The 16,478-nt window shown below is 70.9% G+C and carries 17 protein-coding genes; 9 read left to right on the plus strand and 8 right to left on the minus strand.

Annotated features, from left to right (window positions below; genetic code table 11):
• Positions 1-205 precede the first annotated feature (205 nt).
• Complete coding sequence (locus IAG42_RS20595) at positions 206-928, plus strand: helix-turn-helix transcriptional regulator (protein WP_188338437.1); 723 nt, start codon at positions 206-208, stop codon at positions 926-928.
• 163 nt (positions 929-1,091) lie between these two features.
• On the opposite strand, the gene IAG42_RS20600 is transcribed toward IAG42_RS20595, so the two are convergent.
• Together IAG42_RS20600 and IAG42_RS20605 are read right to left on the minus strand one after the other, a co-directional pair.
• Entirely contained in the window at positions 1,092-1,370 is a 279-nt protein-coding gene (locus tag IAG42_RS20600) for a hypothetical protein (RefSeq protein WP_188338438.1), read from the minus strand.
• Positions 1,371-1,388: 18 nt separating this feature from the next.
• Entirely contained in the window at positions 1,389-3,083 is a 1,695-nt protein-coding gene (locus IAG42_RS20605) for a sodium:solute symporter family protein (RefSeq protein WP_188338439.1), read from the minus strand.
• Between the two features lie 210 nt (positions 3,084-3,293).
• On the opposite strand from IAG42_RS20605, the gene galT reads away from it, so the two are divergent.
• The 3 genes from galT to galK are packed head-to-tail and all read left to right on the plus strand — an operon-like array spanning position 3,294 to position 6,522.
• Entirely contained in the window at positions 3,294-4,358 is a 1,065-nt protein-coding gene (galT, locus tag IAG42_RS20610) for a galactose-1-phosphate uridylyltransferase (RefSeq protein WP_188338440.1), read from the plus strand.
• Entirely contained in the window at positions 4,358-5,356 is a 999-nt protein-coding gene (gene galE, locus IAG42_RS20615) for a UDP-glucose 4-epimerase GalE (RefSeq protein WP_188338441.1), read from the plus strand. The genes galT and galE overlap by 1 nt, the downstream gene beginning before the upstream one ends.
• Entirely contained in the window at positions 5,353-6,522 is a 1,170-nt protein-coding gene (gene galK / locus IAG42_RS20620; protein ID WP_188338442.1) for a galactokinase, read from the plus strand. Before galE ends, galK begins: the two co-directional genes overlap by 4 nt.
• On the opposite strand, the gene IAG42_RS20625 is transcribed toward galK, so the two are convergent.
• On the minus strand, positions 6,515-6,970 hold the full coding sequence (locus IAG42_RS20625) for a GNAT family N-acetyltransferase (RefSeq protein ID WP_188338443.1): 456 nt from the start codon (positions 6,968-6,970) through the stop codon (positions 6,515-6,517). The genes galK and IAG42_RS20625 overlap by 8 nt on opposite strands.
• A 251-nt stretch (positions 6,971-7,221) precedes the next feature.
• On the opposite strand from IAG42_RS20625, the gene IAG42_RS20630 reads away from it, so the two are divergent.
• On the plus strand, positions 7,222-7,971 hold the full coding sequence (locus IAG42_RS20630; RefSeq protein WP_188338444.1) for a response regulator transcription factor: 750 nt from the start codon (positions 7,222-7,224) through the stop codon (positions 7,969-7,971).
• 162 nt (positions 7,972-8,133) lie between these two features.
• Positions 8,134-8,541 (plus strand): hypothetical protein, encoded by a 408-nt coding sequence (locus IAG42_RS20635; protein WP_188341509.1) that lies wholly within the window; start codon positions 8,134-8,136, stop codon positions 8,539-8,541.
• A 16-nt stretch (positions 8,542-8,557) separates the two neighbouring features.
• Here IAG42_RS20635 and IAG42_RS20640 read toward each other — a convergent pair whose 3' ends face one another.
• On the minus strand, positions 8,558-9,055 hold the full coding sequence (locus tag IAG42_RS20640) for a MarR family winged helix-turn-helix transcriptional regulator (RefSeq protein ID WP_188338445.1): 498 nt from the start codon (positions 9,053-9,055) through the stop codon (positions 8,558-8,560).
• Between the two features lie 87 nt (positions 9,056-9,142).
• On the opposite strand from IAG42_RS20640, the gene IAG42_RS20645 reads away from it, so the two are divergent.
• Positions 9,143-9,943: a trans-aconitate 2-methyltransferase gene (locus IAG42_RS20645; protein WP_188338446.1), complete on the plus strand. Its 801-nt coding sequence runs from the start codon at positions 9,143-9,145 to the stop codon at positions 9,941-9,943.
• The gene (locus IAG42_RS20650) at positions 9,940-10,311 is read left to right on the plus strand and encodes a VOC family protein (protein WP_188338447.1); all 372 of its coding nucleotides are present in this window, start codon (positions 9,940-9,942) and stop codon (positions 10,309-10,311) included. Before IAG42_RS20645 ends, IAG42_RS20650 begins: the two co-directional genes overlap by 4 nt.
• 196 nt (positions 10,312-10,507) lie before the next feature.
• Here IAG42_RS20650 and IAG42_RS20655 read toward each other — a convergent pair whose 3' ends face one another.
• A complete protein-coding gene (locus IAG42_RS20655; protein ID WP_188338448.1) occupies positions 10,508-11,188 on the minus strand; it encodes a TetR/AcrR family transcriptional regulator in 681 nt (226 codons plus the stop codon).
• A 23-nt stretch (positions 11,189-11,211) separates the two neighbouring features.
• Positions 11,212-12,204 carry an acyl-CoA desaturase gene (locus tag IAG42_RS20660; RefSeq protein WP_188338449.1) on the minus strand — a complete coding sequence of 331 codons (993 nt, stop codon included), beginning with the start codon at positions 12,202-12,204 and terminating at the stop codon, positions 11,212-11,214.
• 315 nt (positions 12,205-12,519) lie between these two features.
• On the opposite strand from IAG42_RS20660, the gene ppc reads away from it, so the two are divergent.
• Entirely contained in the window at positions 12,520-15,255 is a 2,736-nt protein-coding gene (ppc, locus tag IAG42_RS20665) for a phosphoenolpyruvate carboxylase (protein WP_188338450.1), read from the plus strand.
• 12 nt (positions 15,256-15,267) lie between these two features.
• On the opposite strand, the gene IAG42_RS20670 is transcribed toward ppc, so the two are convergent.
• The gene (locus IAG42_RS20670) at positions 15,268-15,723 is read right to left on the minus strand and encodes a hypothetical protein (protein WP_188338451.1); all 456 of its coding nucleotides are present in this window, start codon (positions 15,721-15,723) and stop codon (positions 15,268-15,270) included.
• 92 nt (positions 15,724-15,815) lie between these two features.
• Positions 15,816-16,415, minus strand: a complete 600-nt coding sequence (gene pth, locus IAG42_RS20675; RefSeq protein ID WP_188338452.1) for an aminoacyl-tRNA hydrolase — start codon at positions 16,413-16,415, stop codon at positions 15,816-15,818.
• Positions 16,416-16,478 lie beyond the last annotated feature (63 nt).

Here is a 16,478-nt window from a genome sequence, read left to right on the forward strand (position 1 = left end):
GTCCGCCCGAGTGCGCGCATCACCCCTGAAAGAACGGGATTTCAGCATTCCGGGCCGCTTCTCGCCGGTAGGGGGCGCGCGACGTCGAACAAGCGTGTAGCTTCCGGGAGATGAAGAGGGAGGGACGGGGAGTCGGGGGGCTCGGCCGTCCGTGGGGGCCCGTGCGACCGACGCGGAGCGCGGGGCGAACTGGGGGGTTGGCTCGATGGGTGTGCGGCTCATGGTGGTCGACGACCACCGTCTGCTCGCCGAGGCACTGGCCTCGGCCCTGAAGCTGCGCGGGCACCGGGTCCTGGCCGCGGCCGCGCCCGCGGCGGGCGCCGCCGACCTGGTCATCTCCCGCGCGCCCGAGGTCTGCCTGCTGGGCACCGCGACCCCGGCCGAGCCCGGCATCTTCGACCCGATCGTGCGGATCAAGCGGGAGCGCCCGCAGGTCGCCGTGGTGGTCCTCGGCCCGGTGCCCTCGCCGCGCGGCATCGCCGCGGCGTTCGCGGCCGGCGCCTCCGGCTACGTACGGCACGACGAGCGGATCGAAGGGGTCGAGCGGGCGCTGATGAAAGCGCGGTCGGGGGAGGCGGCGGTGGCTCCGGCGCTGCTGCAGGGCGCGTTCGGGGAGCTGCTCAACCCGGCGGCGCAGCCCGACGACGAGGGGCAGCGGCTGCTGCGACTCCTCACGCCGCGCGAGGTCGAGGTCCTGGTGCGGGTCGCCGAGGGCGAGGACACGCGGCTGATCGCGGCCGGGATGGGCATCGCGCCGAGCACCGCGCGCACGCATGTGCAGCGGGTGCTGATGAAGCTGGGGGTCGGCTCGCGGCTGGAGGCGGCGGCGCTCGCGGCCCGCACGGGGCTGCTCGACCGGGCGGGTCCGGTGCCCGCCCCGCGCGAGGCGGCCGCGGAACTTCCCTCGGACCCCGCTCCTGGGCTATAGTCGATCTTGCGCCGGTCGCCGCAACTAGCGAAGCCCGGCAGTGCGTTGGTGGTCCAAGGAAAGACGCCCCACTTCCTGTGGGGAAATGCAGGTGCAAGGCCTGCCCGGCGCTCCACTTCACGAAGCCCCGTCCCGCTCACGCGGGGCGGGGCTTCGTCGTGCCCTAGGCGCTCTCGTCCGGGGTGGGCGGCGCTGTCGGACGCAGCTTCAGCCAGACGAGGAAGAACAGGCCGAGCGCGAGCATGCCCAGGCCGGTCCACAGGTTGATGTTGATGCCCTCGGCCTTCTTCAGGTCGGCGTCGGACGCGGTGATCCCGGCGACGGTGACGATCACGCCGTAGAGCGCGAACAGGCCGCCGATGATGCGCCGGATGTCGAAGAGCCGGGCCGCGGTCGCGGACTTGCGCTCCAACTCGGAGACTTCGTTCTGGAGTTCGGACATGGTGGGTCGAGCCTCCGATCAGAGGGAGTAGGGCAGGTAGCACAGGGCGGCGAGGACGACGGCGCCCCAGCCGAGCAGGGCCGGCCTGCGGTACCAGGCGTCGTCGCCCTCGGCGGGCGGCTCCTCCAGGCCGGGCGCGGTCGTGCCGTAGACGAGACCCGCGAGCTCCGCCTCGGGCTTGGGCGCGGTGAACAGCGTGACCAGGACCATGACGACGGCGCCGGCGACGAAGCCGACGATCGCGGAGACGAAGTTGGCGCCCTGGTCGGTGGGGATGTCGATGACGCCCTGCTTGTAGATCCAGAAGTAGTTGACCATCGCGGCCGTGGTGCCCGCGAGCAGGCCCCAGACGCCGGACTTCATGGAGGCGCGCTTCCAGAACATGCCGATGATGAAGACGACGAACATCGGCACGTTGAAGAAGGAGAAGAGCGTCTGGAGGTAGCCCATGATGTTCGAGAACGACGAGGCGATGAACGCGGTGCCGATCGAGGCGACGACACCGATCGCGGTGATGAGCCGGCCGAACTTCAGGTAGTGGCCGTCGGGCTTGCCGGGCCGCACGTACTTGGCCCAGATGTCGTAGGTGAACACGGTGTTGAACGACGACACGTTGGCCGCCATGCCGGCCATGAACGCGGCGAGCAGACCGGTGACCGCGATGCCGAGGACGCCGTTGGGCAGCAGCTCCTGCATCAGGTACGGGATCGCGTCGTTGTACGTGAGGTCCGAGCCGGCCGCGCCGATCTTCGGGACCAGGACGGCGGCGACCAGGCCGGGGATCATCACGAGGAAGACGATGAACATCTTCGGGAACGCGGCGATCAGCGGGGTGCGCTGGGCGGCGGAGAGGTTCTTCGCGGACAGGGCGCGCTGCACCTCGGCGAAGTTCGTCGTCCAGTAGCCGAAGGAGAGGACGAAGCCGAGGCCGAGGATGATCGTCAGCCAGTTCGCGCCGAGCGGGTTCGGGTCGCCGATGCCGGTGCCGCCCCAGGCGGACAGGAAGTTGTCGCCGTGCTGCGCCTTCAGCGAGTCCGTCATACCGCCCCAGCCGCCGACGCGCTTGAGGCCGATGACGCAGATCGGGATGAGCGCCGCCAGGATCACGAAGAACTGGAGGACCTCGTTGTAGATGGCCGAGGAGAGGCCGCCGATCGTGATGTACGCGAGCACGAACAGGCCCGCGACCACGATGGCCACCCACTGCGGCCAGCCGAGGAGCGCCTCGACGACGATCGACAGGGCGTACAGGTTGACGCCCGCGATGAGTATCGCCGCGAAGGCGAACAGGACCGAGCTGAGCAGGTGGGCCGACTTGTCGAAGCGCTGGAGCAGGAACTCCGGGACCGAGCGGACCTTCGAGCGGTAGTAGAAGGGCATCATCACGAGGCCCAGGAAGACCATGGCCGGGATCGCGCCGATCCAGTACCAGTGGACGACGGCGACGCCGTACTGCGCGCCGGTCGCGGCCATGCCGAGGATCTCGGTCGCGCCCAGGTTGGCGGCGACGAAGGCGAGGCCGGTGACCCAGGCGGGCAGGGAGCGCCCCGACAGGAAGAAGTCGAGGCTCGTCCGCACGGAGCGGCGGGCGGCGAAGCCGATGCCGAGGACGACGACGAAGTAGATCGCGAGGATCGCGTAGTCGAGTCCGTTGGTCGGCAGCCGGAGCCCTGCGGCCAGGGTCGTGGTGTCGGTTGGTGTGGGGGCATGCATGAGCGGAACGTACGTCCCCACCTTTAAGAAGTGAACAGTTCTGGTGATGTTCTTTGTTGGATTGTGATTGATAGCGCTTACTGTGGGCCCCTCGGCCGGTCTCCGCTGCTCTGTGACCAGCCGCTACCGGCTGTCACTCTTGACGCACTCTCCGGCTCATGGTTTGTTATGTTGGATTCTGTTGGGTTGGTCTGCTGAGGAGTATCGGCCGTGAAGAAGACGTCGACCCGGCTCGCCGACGGGCGCGAGCTCATCTACTACGACGTCCGCGACGACGCCGTACGGGACGCGGTCGACCGGCGGCCCCTGGAGCGCACCGTCACGACCTCCGAGATCCGCCGAGACCCGCTGCTCGGCGACCGCGTCGCCATCGCCTCGCACCGCCAGGGCCGCACCTACCACCCGCCGGCCGACGAGTGCCCCCTGTGTCCCTCCGCCGGAGAGCGGCTCTCCGAGATCCCCGACTCCGCCTACGACGTCGTGGTCTTCGAGAACCGCTTCCCCTCGCTCGCCGGCGACTCCGGCCGCTGCGAGGTCGTCTGCTTCACCTCGGACCACGACACGTCCTTCGCCGACCTCACCGAGGAACAGGCCGGGCTCGTCCTCGACGCCTGGACCGACCGCACCGCCGAGCTCTCCCACCTCGACTCCGTCGAGCAGGTCTTCTGCTTCGAGAACCGCGGCGCCGAGATCGGCGTCACCCTCGGCCACCCCCACGGCCAGATCTACGCCTACCCCTTCACCACCCCGCGCACCGCGCTCATGCTCCGCTCCCTCGCCGAGCACAAGGTGCAGACCGGCGGCCGCAACCTCTTCGCCGACGTCGTCGACAAGGAGCTCGCGGAGGGCACCCGCGTCGTCCTGGAGGGCGAGCACTGGGTGGCCTTCGTGCCCTACGCCGCGCACTGGCCCTACGAAGTGCACCTCTACCCCAAGCGCCGGGTGCCCGACCTGCTCGCGCTCGACGACGCGGCGCGCACAGAGTTCCCCCAGGTCTATCTGGAACTGTTGAAGCGCTTCGACCGGATCTTCGGTGAAGGTGAACCGCCGACGCCGTACATCGCGGCCTGGCACCAGGCCCCGTTCGGCACGCTGGAGGAGTTCGACGGCGTCACGCGCGACGACTTCGCGCTGCACCTCGAGCTTTTCACCGTCCGCCGCACTTCCGGCAAGCTGAAATTCCTCGCGGGTTCCGAATCCGGCATGAGTGTGTTCATCAACGACGTGCCGCCGGAGGCCGCGGCAGAGCGACTGCGAGAGGTAGCGAGCAAGTGATGGGCAAGACCGAACCCCAGAAGTCCGCTCCCAAGAAGTACCTGGTCACGGGCGGAGCCGGCTATGTCGGCAGCGTCGTCGCGCAGCACCTGCTGGAGGCCGGACACGAGGTCACCGTCCTCGACAACCTCTCCACCGGCTTCCGCGAGGGCGTCCCCGCCGGGGCGGCCTTCGTCGAGGGCGACATCCGCGACGCCGCCAAGTGGCTCGACGCCTCCTACGACGCGGTCCTGCACTTCGCGGCGTTCTCGCAGGTCGGCGAGTCCGTAGCGAAGCCCGAGAAGTACTGGGCGAACAACGTCGGCGGCACCATGGAGCTGCTCGCCGCGATGCGCGCCGCCGACGTGCGCACCCTCGTCTTCTCCTCCACCGCCGCGACCTACGGCGAGCCGGTGAACACCCCCATCACCGAGACCGACCCCACCGCGCCGACCTCCCCCTACGGCGCCTCCAAGCTCGCCGTCGACCACATGATCACCGGCGAGGCGCACGCCCACGGGCTCGCCGCCGTCTCCCTGCGCTACTTCAACGTCGCGGGCGCCTACGGAGACTGCGGCGAGCGGCACGACCCCGAGTCGCACCTCATCCCGCTCGTCCTCCAGGTCGCCCAGGGCCGCCGCGAGGCCATCTCGATCTACGGCGACGACTACCCGACCCCCGACGGCACCTGCGTCCGTGACTACATCCACGTCGCCGACCTCGCCGAGGCCCACCTCCTCGCCGTCGGCGCAGCCCGCCCCGGCGAGCACCTCATCTGCAACCTCGGCAACGGCAACGGCTTCTCCGTGCGCGAGGTCGTCGAGACCGTCCGCCAGGTCACCGGGCACCCGATCCCCGAGGTCGTCGCCCCGCGCCGCGGCGGCGACCCCGCCGTTCTCGTCGCCTCCGCGCGCACCGCGCGCGAACGCCTCGGCTGGAACCCGTCCCGCACGGACCTCGCGGGAATCGTCGCCGACGCCTGGAAGTTCGCCCAGGCCCGCCAGGAAGGCCAGGCATGACCGTCGCCGCGCAGTTCAGCGATCTGTACGGGTACGCGCCGGACGGGGTCTGGGCGGCGCCCGGCCGCGTCAACCTGATCGGCGAGTACACCGACTTCAACGAGGGCTTCGTCATGCCGCTCGCGCTGCCGCACACCGCGGTCGCCGCGGTGGCCCGGCGCGAGGACGGCGTGCTGCGCCTGCACTCCGCCGACCTCGACGCCCCCGTCGCCGAACTGCGCGTCGACGCACTCGAACCGCTCTCCAAGTACGGGCAGGGCGGCTGGGCCGCGTACCCGGCGGGCGTCGTCTGGGCGCTGCGCGACGCGGGCCACGCCGTCACCGGCGCGGACGTCCACCTGGCGTCCACCGTTCCCACCGGCGCGGGGCTGTCCTCCTCGGCGGCCCTGGAGGTCGTCACCGCGTACGCGCTGAACGACCTGTTCGGACTCGGCCTGAGCGGGCCCGAACTGGCCGTGCTCGCCCAGCGCGCCGAGAACGTGTTCGTCGGCGTTCCGTGCGGCGTCATGGACCAGATGGCCTCGGCCTGCGCCACCGAGGGGCACGCCCTGCACCTCGACTGCCGCGACCTGTCCGTCCGTCAGGTCCCCTTCGACCTGGCCGCGCAGGGCCTCCAGCTCCTCGTCGTCGACACGCGCGTCAAGCACGAACTGGGCGACGGGGCCTACGCGGAGCGGCGGGCCGGCTGCGAGGAGGGCGCCCGCCTCCTCGGCGTCACCCACCTGCGCGACGTGCCGTACGCGGACCTCGACGACGCGCTGGCCCGCATCGAGCGGTCCGGCGCGGACGAGAAGGTCGTCCGCTACGTCCGCCACATCGTCTCCGACGACCACCGCGTCGAACAGGTCATCGGCCTCCTCGACGCCGGCGAGGCCCGCGCGATCGGCCCCGTCCTCTACGACGGCCACCGCTCGCTCCGCGACGACCTGCGCATCTCCTGCCCGGAACTGGACCTCGTCGTCGACACGGCCCGCTCGGCCGGGGCCGTCGGAGCCCGGATGACGGGCGGCGGCTTCGGCGGGTCGGCGCTCGTGCTCGTGGAGACGACGGACGCGGACGCGGTCACGAAGTCGATCCTCACCGCGTTCGAGACCGCGGCCTTCACCCCGCCACGCGTCTTCCCGGCGGTCCCGTCGACGGGAGCCCGCCGACTGCCCGTCAGCTGAGCCGCTTGGTGAGGGTGAATTCCTTGATGCCGGGCGGGTAGTCGGGGATGACCGCGACGACTTCGTAGCCGTGCTGTCTGTAGAAGCCCGGCGCCTGGAAGTCCCAGGTCTCCACTCGGGAGTTGGTGCAGGCGTGCTGGTCGCGGGCCATGTGTTCGGCCCGGTCCAGGAGGCGGGAGCCGAGGCCGGCGCCGCGGTGGTGGCCGGCGACCCAGAGCAGGTTCACGTGGAGCCAGGTCGCCCAGGTGTGGGCGTCCAGACCACCCGCCAGCTCACCGTCCGCGTCGAACGCCCAGACCTGCAACGGGGTCTCGCGCTCGGCCGGGGTGCCGCGCAGTTCGCGCAGCGCGGGGGACGACGCCGTGTTGGTGTCGCGGAGCGCCGCGCGGAGCAGAAGGCGGCGCTCTTTGTCGACTTCTGTCTCAAAGCGAAACATGCGTCTCACCATAAACGCGCGGGACGGTCGCCCGCCGGTCGAGCCGCCTCAGTTCTGTGAATCGCCTTCCCCTCCGGGCCGTCGGCCCTACTCTGAGGACAGCGCCGGTGGGGGCCGGTGCTGATCAGGGGGCGAGACAGCCAGGTACGACGCCTGGAGTGGGGGTGGCAGTTCGGCACGGCGGCGGCCGTGCGGCTGCGGTGACCCGTACTCCGGGCGCCGTACCTGCGTTGGTCCGTCCCCCGACCAGTGGGGGTAATTCAGTGGTTCGCATACGGGTTCTGGTCGTCGACGACCACCGCATCTTCGCCGAGTCGCTCGCCGCGGCGCTCGCCGCCGAGCCCGACGTCGAGGTGGCGGCCGCGGGCAGCGGGCCCGCCGCGCTGCGCTGCCTGGAGCGGGCGGCCGGCGAGGGGCGCAGATTCGACGTGATGCTCGTCGACGCGGACCTGGGGGCGGCGGCCGCCGAGGGCCTGCGCCCGCCTGCCGTCGTGCCGGACGGGGCCGCACAGGACGGACTCGTCGACGGCATCTCGCTGGTGGCAGGGGTCCGTTCGGGCCAGCCGGCCGTCCGTACGGTGGTGCTCGCCGAGCGGGACGATCCGCGGCGGGCCGCGCTCGCGCTCCAGGCCGGGGCGTCCGGCTGGGTCGCCAAGGACTGCTCCCTGTCGCGGCTGCTCACCGTCATCCGGGGTGTGCTGCGGGACGAGACGCATCTGCCGCCGGCGCTGCTCACGGGCGTGCTGCGCGAGCTGACCGCGGCGCGCAAGCACCGTACGGAGTCGGAGCAGTTGGTGGAGTCGCTGACGCCGCGGGAGCGGGAGGTGCTGCGGTGCATGGTCGCGGGCCTCGGGCGCAAGGCCGTCGCCGAGCGGCTGTTCCTCTCCCCGCACACCGTGCGGACACACATGCAGAACGTGCTGGGGAAGCTCGGGGTGCACTCCACGCTGGCGGCGGTCGCGCTCGCGCGCCGGGCGGGCGTCGGGCCCGCTGATCTGGAGGCCGCCAGCTGAGGTGCGGGGTGCCTTTCATCTGGGGAAGGCGCGGCGAAGCCGCATGCCTTCCAGGGGCGCGGGGAACTGCGCGACCAGCCCCCACCGGAGCCGCGGACGAACGAGATGAGAGGAACAAGCGTGGAGCTCAGGATCCGGCCCAGTTCGCGCGCCGGGTGGACCATGTCCGCGTTCGGCGTGCTCGCCGCCGGCATGGGAGTCGTGGGACTCGCCGCGCCCGACGCACTGATCGCCGCCATGGGCTTCGCCGAGGCGCCCGCCGCGGGCCGGGCCGACGGTGATCACACCCTGACCTTCCTGACCGCCTCCTCGATGGCGGCGCTCAACATGGGCGTGTACTACGTGCTCGCGGCGGCCGCCGACTGGACGGCATTCTTCCGCTGGACGGTCCCGTTCAGGCTGCTGACCTGCACCGTCTTCACGCTCGCGGTCCTCGGCGACCGGGCACCCACGGGATTCGTCGGGGTGGGCCTGTGGGAGGGCGCGGGCGCGCTCGCGACCGCGGTCGCGCTGCGTGCGGACAGGCGCCGGGCCGCGGGGGAGTCCCGCACGGCCGCCGTGCCCGCCTGAACCCAGGCGGAAGGCCCTAGCCGGGGATGTTGTCGAAGGGGGCGGTCAGCTGGCGGAGCAGGGACGCCAGTTCGCCCCGCTCCCGGCCGGAGAGCTGGACGAGGATGGCCCGCTCCTGCTCGAGGAGGCCCGCCAGGGCCTGGTCCGCCCGGTCGCGGCCCTCTTCCGTCAGCCGGACGAGGACCCCGCGCCGGTCGCTCGGATCGGGCAGACGCTCGACGAGGCCCTTCTTGGCGAGCCGGTCGATACGGTTCGTCATCGTGCCCGAGGTGACCAGGGTCTGGGTCAGCAACTGACCCGGAGAGAGCTGGTACGGGGAGCCGGCGCGGCGCAGCGACGTCAGGACGTCGAACTCCCAGGGCTCCAGCTGGTGCTCGGAGAACGCGATGCGACGGGCGCGGTCGAGATGGCGCGCCAGTCTGCTGACCCGACTGAGCACCTCCAGGGGCTCCACGTCGAGGTCAGGGCGCTCCCGGCGCCACGCTGCGACCAGACGGTCGACCTCGTCCTCCATGACGATCAGTGTAGAGGGTGTGTCGACGTGAAGTCTCTTGATGTCGATTATCTTGACGTCGAGATACTTTGGGTTCAGTCTGGACGTATGACGAAGCCGCAGACACCCATCTGGGACCCCCAGCAGTACCTCCGGCACGCCGACCACCGCGGCCGCCCGTTCATGGACCTGCTCGCCCGTGTCCCCGAGCCGCCGCGCGACCCCGCCCGCATCGCCGACCTCGGCTGCGGCCCCGGCAACATGACGGCGCTGCTCGCCGAACGCTGGCCCACCGCGCACATCACCGGCTACGACAACTCGCCCGAGATGCTGGAGAAGGCCCGTGCCCGTGCGACCGGCCGGCTCGACTTCGCGCACGCGGACGCCGCGCGCTGGGCGCCTGCGGAGACGTACGACCTGATCCTGTCGAACGCGACCCTGCAATGGGTCCCCGGACATGTCGAGTCCTTCCCGCGCTGGGTGGACGCGCTGGCGCCCGGCGGCACGTTCGCCTTCCAGGTGCCGGGCAACTTCGACGCGCCCAGCCACGTCCTGATGCGCGAGCTCGCCGGGTCCGCGCGCTGGAAGGACCGGCTCGGCGACGTCCTGCGGCACGGGGACGCCGTGCACACGCCGGCCGCGTACCTGGAGCGGCTCACCGGGCTCGGCTGCGCGGTCGACGCCTGGGAGACCACATACCTGCACCTCCTGGAGGGGGCCGACCCGGTGCTCGACTGGGTCAAGGGGACCGGGCTGCGGCCCGTGCTCACCGCTCTCGCGGACGATCCGGCGGCGCGGGACGCGTTCGTGGCGGAGTACGCGGGGCTGCTCCGTACGGCCTACCCGGGGTCGGAGCACGGCACGGTGTTCCCGTTCCGGCGGGTCTTCGTGGTGGCGGTGAAGGCGTGATCGTGGGGCTGGACCATGTGCAGCTCGCCGCGCCCGCGGGGAGCGAGGAGTTGTTGCGGGGGTTCTACGGGGAGGTCCTCGGGATGACCGAGATCCCCAAGCCGCCGGTGCTCGCCGCGCGGGGCGGGTGCTGGTTCTCGGCCGGGTCCGTGCAGGTGCATCTCGGGATCGAGGAGGATTTCAGGCCCGCGCGGAAGGCGCACCCGGGGATTCTGGTGCGGGGCATCGAGGAGTTCGCGGAGCGGCTTGCCGGGGGTGGGGTCGAGGTGGTCCGGGATGCGGCGCTTCCCGGGTACCGGCGGTTCTACGCCCTTGACCCTGTCGGGAACCGGCTGGAGTTCCTGGAGCCCATTCGTCTGCCGGGCTGATGTGTCGATCGCGGGTGCGGGCCGGTGGGGCTTCTCGCGCAGTTCCCCGCGCCCCTGAAATGCAGACCCTTCGGGTCGCATTTCCTCGATCAAGGCGCGGGGCGCTTTTTGCGGGGGAAGGCGCGGCGAAGCCGCATGCCTTCCAGGGGCGCGGGGAACTGCGCGACCAGCCACGACGAGAGCCGCGGACAAAAGATCAGCTCTTCCGGTGCCCTATCAGGCGCGGCTTCGGCTCCAGGCCGTCCAGGCCGTGCCAGGCCAGATTGACCAGGTGCGCGGCGACCTCCGCCTTCTTCGGCTTGCGGGCGTCCAGCCACCACTGACCCGTCAGCGCGACCATCCCGACCAGCGCCTGCGCGTACAGCGGCGCGAGCTTCGGGTCGAAGCCGCGGTTCTTGAACTCCCGGCCCAGGATGTCCTCGACCTGCGTGGCGATGTCGGAGATCAGGGACGCGAACGAACCCGTGGACTGCGGGATGGGGGAGTCACGGACCAGGATGCGGAAACCGTCCGTGTACTCCTCGATGTAGTCGAGGAGGGCGAAGGCCGCCTGCTCGCACAGCTCGCGCGGGTGGCCGGCCGTCAGCGAGCTGGTCACCATGTCGAGGAGCTGGCGCATCTCGCGGTCCACGACCACCGCGTACAGCCCCTCCTTGCCGCCGAAGTGCTCGTACACCACCGGCTTGGAGACCCCGGCCTTCGCCGCGATCTCCTCGACCGACGTGCCCTCGAACCCCTTGGCCGCGAACACCGTCCGCCCGATCTCGAGGAGCTGCTGACGCCGCTCGGCCCCCGTCATCCGCGTCCGGCGCGCCCGCCGCGGCTTCTCGGGCCGGTCGCTGCTCGCATTGCTCGGGGTGCTGGAGTCGGTCGCCACCACCCCATCATGCCTGGCTCCGGTCACGCCGCGTCGGCCGCCTGCGGCTTGCGGCGGGCGGCGATGCGGTCCTTCGACGGCCAGCGCACGTCGCTCGCCCAGCCCAGCTGCTCGAACCAGCGGATCAGCCGCGCCGAGGAGTCGATCTGCCCGCGCATCACTCCGTGCCGGGCCGAGGTCGGGTCCGCGTGGTGCAGGTTGTGCCAGGACTCGCCGCAGGACAGGACGGCCAGCCACCACACGTTGCCCGAGCGGTCGCGGGACTTGAACGGACGCTTGCCGACCGCGTGGCAGATCGAGTTGATCGACCAGGTCACGTGGTGCAGCAGCGCCACCCGTACCAGCGACCCCCAGAAGAACCCGGTGAACGCGCCCCACCACGACATCGTCACCAGACCGCCGATCAGCGCCGGCAGCATCAGCGACACCAGCGTCCACAGCACGAACTGCCGGGAGACCGCCCGGATGGCCGGATCCTTGATCAGGTCGGGCGCGTACTTCTCCTGCGAGGTCTGCTCCTCGTCGAACATCCAGCCGATGTGCGCCCACCACAGGCCCTTCATCAGCGCCGGGACCGTGTCCCCGTAACGCCACGGCGAATGCGGGTCGCCTTCCGCGTCGGAGAACTTGTGGTGCTTGCGGTGATCGGCGACCCAGCGGACCAGCGGGCCCTCCACGGCCATCGAACCCGCGACGGCCAGCGCGATGCGCAGCGGGCGCTTCGCCTTGAAGGAGCCGTGCGTGAAGTAGCGGTGGAAGCCGATCGTGATGCCGTGGCAGCCGAGGTAGTAGAAGAAGACGAGCAGGCCCAGGTCGAGCCAGCTCACGCCCCAGCCCCAGGCCAGCGGCACGGCCGCGAGCACGGCGAGGAAGGGCACGATGATGAACAGGAGCAGTGTGATCTGTTCGAGCGAGCGTTTCTGCTCGCCGCCGAGAGTCGCCGAGGGTGGTGTGGCGGACGACGCGCCGGACGGTCCCCGCGGTGCGTCTTCCATCACATCGGAGCGTGTGGCCATGGGAGTCCCCTGTGGGTCGAGGGTAGGGAGGGTTGAACGGGCCTGAGACGGGTCAGGAGATCCACGGAGATCCGCGGACGTACTTGCCTACGGTTCCGTAACCTACGGCGTCGTAAGTATGGCAGCGCGGTGTCCGGCGGCAAGGCCGTGTCGCGAGGCGCGACCCGCAGGCCCCGGGCCGTGTCGCCCAGGCAGGCACATATCCTTGGAAACGGTCGGACAGCGCGGTCCGCTCTGAATCTCCACCCGGGACTCATACCCGGTTCCGGGACTCTCCCCTCCAGATGAGCTTCACCACTGCAAGGAGCCGCACCTGTGAGCAGTGCCGATCAGACCGCTTCGACGAGCACCAGCCCCGAACTGCGTGCCGACATCCGCCGCCTGGGTGACCTGCTGGGCGAGACGCTCGTCCGCCAGGAAGGGCCCGAGCTCCTCGAGCTGGTCGAGAAGGTCCGCCGCCTGACGCGCGAGGACGGCGAGGCCGCTGCCGAGCTGCTGCGCGGCACCGAGCTGGAGACCGCCGCCAAGCTCGTGCGCGCCTTCTCCACGTACTTCCACCTGGCCAACGTGACCGAGCAGGTCCACCGCGGCCGCGAGCTGCGCGCCAAGCGCGCCGCCGAGGGCGGGCTCCTCGCCCGCACCGCCGACCGGCTCAAGGACGCCGACCCGGACCACCTGCGCGACACCGTCCGCAACCTGAACGTCCGGCCCGTCTTCACCGCCCACCCCACCGAGGCCGCCCGCCGCTCCGTCCTCGGCAAGCTCCGCCGCATCGCCGAGCTTCTCGAGACGCCGGTCCTGGAGACCGACCGCCGCCGCTACGACACCCGCCTCGCCGAGAACATCGACCTGGTGTGGCAGACCGACGAGCTGCGCGTCGTACGCCCCGAGGTGACCGACGAGTCGCGCAACGCGATCTACTACCTCGACGAACTGCACGCCGGAGCCGTCGGCGACGTCCTCGAGGACCTCACCGCCGAGCTCGAGCGCGTCGGCGTGACCCTCCCCGAGGACACCCGCCCGCTCACCTTCGGCACCTGGATCGGCGGCGACCGCGACGGCAACCCGAACGTGACCCCGCAGGTCACCTGGGACGTCCTGATCCTCCAGCACGAGCACGGCATCAACGACGCGCTCGACATGATCGACGAGCTGCGCGGCTTCCTGTCGAACTCCATCCGCTACACCGGCGCCACCGAGGAACTGCTCACCTCGCTGCGCACCGACCTCGAACTGCTGCCCGAGATCAGCCCCCGCTACAAGCGGCTCAACGCCGAGGAGCCCTACCGGCTCAAGGCCACCGCGATCCGCCAGAAGCTCGAGAACACCAAGACGCGGCTCGCGAAGAACACCCCGCACGAGCCCGGCCGCGACTACCTCGGCACCACCGAGCTGCTCCACGACCTCACCCTCATCCAGACCTCCCTGCGCGAGCACCGCGGCGGCCTGTTCGCCGAAGGCCGCATGAACCGCACGATCCGTACGCTCGCCGCCTTCGGACTGCAGCTCGCCACCATGGACGTCCGCGAGCACGCCGACGCCCACCACCACGCCCTCGGCCAGCTCTTCGACCGGCTCGGCGAGGAGTCCTGGCGCTACGCCGACATGCCCCGCGACTACCGCGGCAAGCTGCTCGCCAAGGAACTCAGGTCGAGAAGGCCCCTCGCCCCCACCCCGGCACCGCTCGACGCCGCCGGCGAGAAGACCCTCGGTGTCTTCCACACCGTGAAGAAGGCCCTGGAGGTCTTCGGACCCGAGGTCATCGAGTCGTACATCATCTCGATGTGCCAGGGCGCCGACGACGTGTTCGCCGCCGCCGTCCTCGCCCGCGAGGCCGGACTCATCGACCTCCACGCCGGCTGGGCCAAGATCGGCATCGTGCCGCTCCTCGAGACGACGGACGAGCTCAAGGCCGCCGACACGATCCTCGAGGACATGCTCGCCGACCCGTCCTACCGCCGGCTCGTCGCCCTCAACGGCGACGTCCAGGAGGTCATGCTCGGCTACTCCGACTCCTCCAAGTTCGGCGGCATCACCACCTCCCAGTGGGAGATCCACCGCGCCCAGCGCCGCCTGCGCGACGTCGCCCACCGCTACGGCGTCCGCCTGCGCCTCTTCCACGGCCGCGGCGGCACCGTCGGCCGCGGCGGCGGCCCCTCGCACGACGCGATCCTCGCCCAGCCCTGGGGCACCCTCGAAGGCGAGATCAAGGTCACCGAGCAGGGCGAGGTCATCTCCGACAAGTACCTCGTACCGTCGCTGGCCCGCGAGAACCTCGAACTGACCGTCGCCGCCACCCTGCAGGCCTCCGCCCTGCACACCGCGCCGCGCCAGTCCGACGAGGCCCTCGCCCGCTGGGACGCCGCGATGGACCTCGTCTCCGACGCCGCCCACGCCGCGTACCGCAAGCTGGTCGAGGACCCGGACCTGCCGACGTACTTCGTCGCCTCCACCCCCGTCGACCAGCTCGCCGACCTCCACCTGGGCTCGCGGCCCTCCCGCCGCCCCGGCTCCGGCGTCTCCCTCGACGGCCTGCGCGCCATCCCGTGGGTGTTCGGCTGGACCCAGTCCCGGCAGATCGTCCCCGGCTGGTTCGGCGTCGGCTCCGGCCTCAAGGCCCTGCGCGAGGCCGGCCTCGACACGGTGCTCGACGAGATGCACCAGCAGTGGCACTTCTTCCGCAACTTCATCTCCAACGTGGAGATGACGCTCGCCAAGACCGACCTGCGGATCGCCCGCCACTACGTCGAGACGCTCGTCCCCGAGAACCTGCGGCACGTCTTCGCCGCGATCGAGGCCGAGCACGCCCTCACCGTCCAGGAGATCCTCCGCGTCACCGGCGAGCGGGAACTCCTCGACGCCCAGCCCGTCCTCAAGCAGACCTTCGACATCCGCGACGCCTACCTGGACCCGATCTCCTACCTCCAGGTGGCCCTGCTCAAGCGCCAGCGCGACGCGGCCGCCGCGGGCCAGGAACCGGATCCGACACTGGCCCGGGCCCTCCTGCTCACCGTCAACGGAGTCGCCGCCGGTCTGCGCAACACCGGCTGACCCCGCACCGCCTCACAGGCCGACGGCGACGAAAGCCGCCGTCAGCAGAGCGAAGCCGGCGCCTCCCGTGACCCACGCGAGGCGCCGGCGCCGCATTCCACCCGCGACCACCACCGACGCCAGCACCAAGGCCCCGCCCAGCGGCACCCACGCACGCAGAAAACCGGGCCCGCCCGCCCGCACCGCGGACGTCGAACCCGGCTTGAGCACCACCGGAAGGCGGGCCCCCTTCGTCACGCCCACCGACCGGTCGAGCGTCACCCGCGCATGGCGCACCGCCACCGGCGACGCCGGCGCGAACGGCCCCGAACACACCTCGCCCGCACACCGCGCCACGGTCATCTCACCGCGCTCACGGCCGGACGGGAACGCGACGTGCTGCGCGGCGCCCCACGACGCCCACACACCGGTGATCAGCAGCAACACGACGAGAACACCCGCCGCGACCTGCCGGGTGACAGCCAACATGGCGGGGATCCTTGGCCATCCACCCCGGCCCGGTCAACTCCTGCCGGGGAAAGTCCGCACAGGTCGCCAGTTGTCCGCCGTGACCCGTGAACTCACGAGTTGTACGTCGACTGCGCGCGCTCCAGACCCTCGATCACCAGGGCCTCCACGGCGTCCGCCGCACGGTCCACGAAGTAGTCGAGCTCCTTGCGCTCCGCCGAGGAGAAGTCCTTCAGGACGAAGTCAGCCACCTGCATCCGGCCCGGCGGACGGCCGATCCCGAAACGCACCCGGTGGTAGTCGCTGCCCAGCGCCTTCGTGATCGACTTCAGGCCGTTGTGCCCGTTGTCGCCGCCGCCCAGCTTCAGCCGCAGCACCCCGTAGTCGATGTCCAGCTCGTCGTGCACCGCGACGATGTGCTCCGTCGGGACCTTGTAGAAGTCGCTCAGCGCCGTCACCGGGCCGCCCGACACGTTCATGAACGACATCGGCTTCGCCAGGATGACCCGCCGGTTCGCCGGCCCGGGCGGACCGATCCGGCCCTCGACGACCTGGGCCTGGCCCTTGGTCGCCCGCTTGAACTTGGCCCCCATCCGCTGCGCCAGCAGATCGGCCACCATGAAACCGACGTTGTGCCGGTTCATCGCGTACTCGGGGCCGGGATTGCCCAGGCCCGCGATCAGCCAGGGAGCGTTCTCGTCGGACATGCGCATTCCTCGCCTAGAAAGTCGGGTGAGACGGGTCGGAGACGGGTGAGAACAGCGGTACGGGGTGGC

It is taken from the genome of Streptomyces xanthii (assembly GCF_014621695.1).
In the GTDB taxonomy this organism is placed as follows: Bacteria; Actinomycetota; Actinomycetes; order Streptomycetales; family Streptomycetaceae; genus Streptomyces; species Streptomyces xanthii.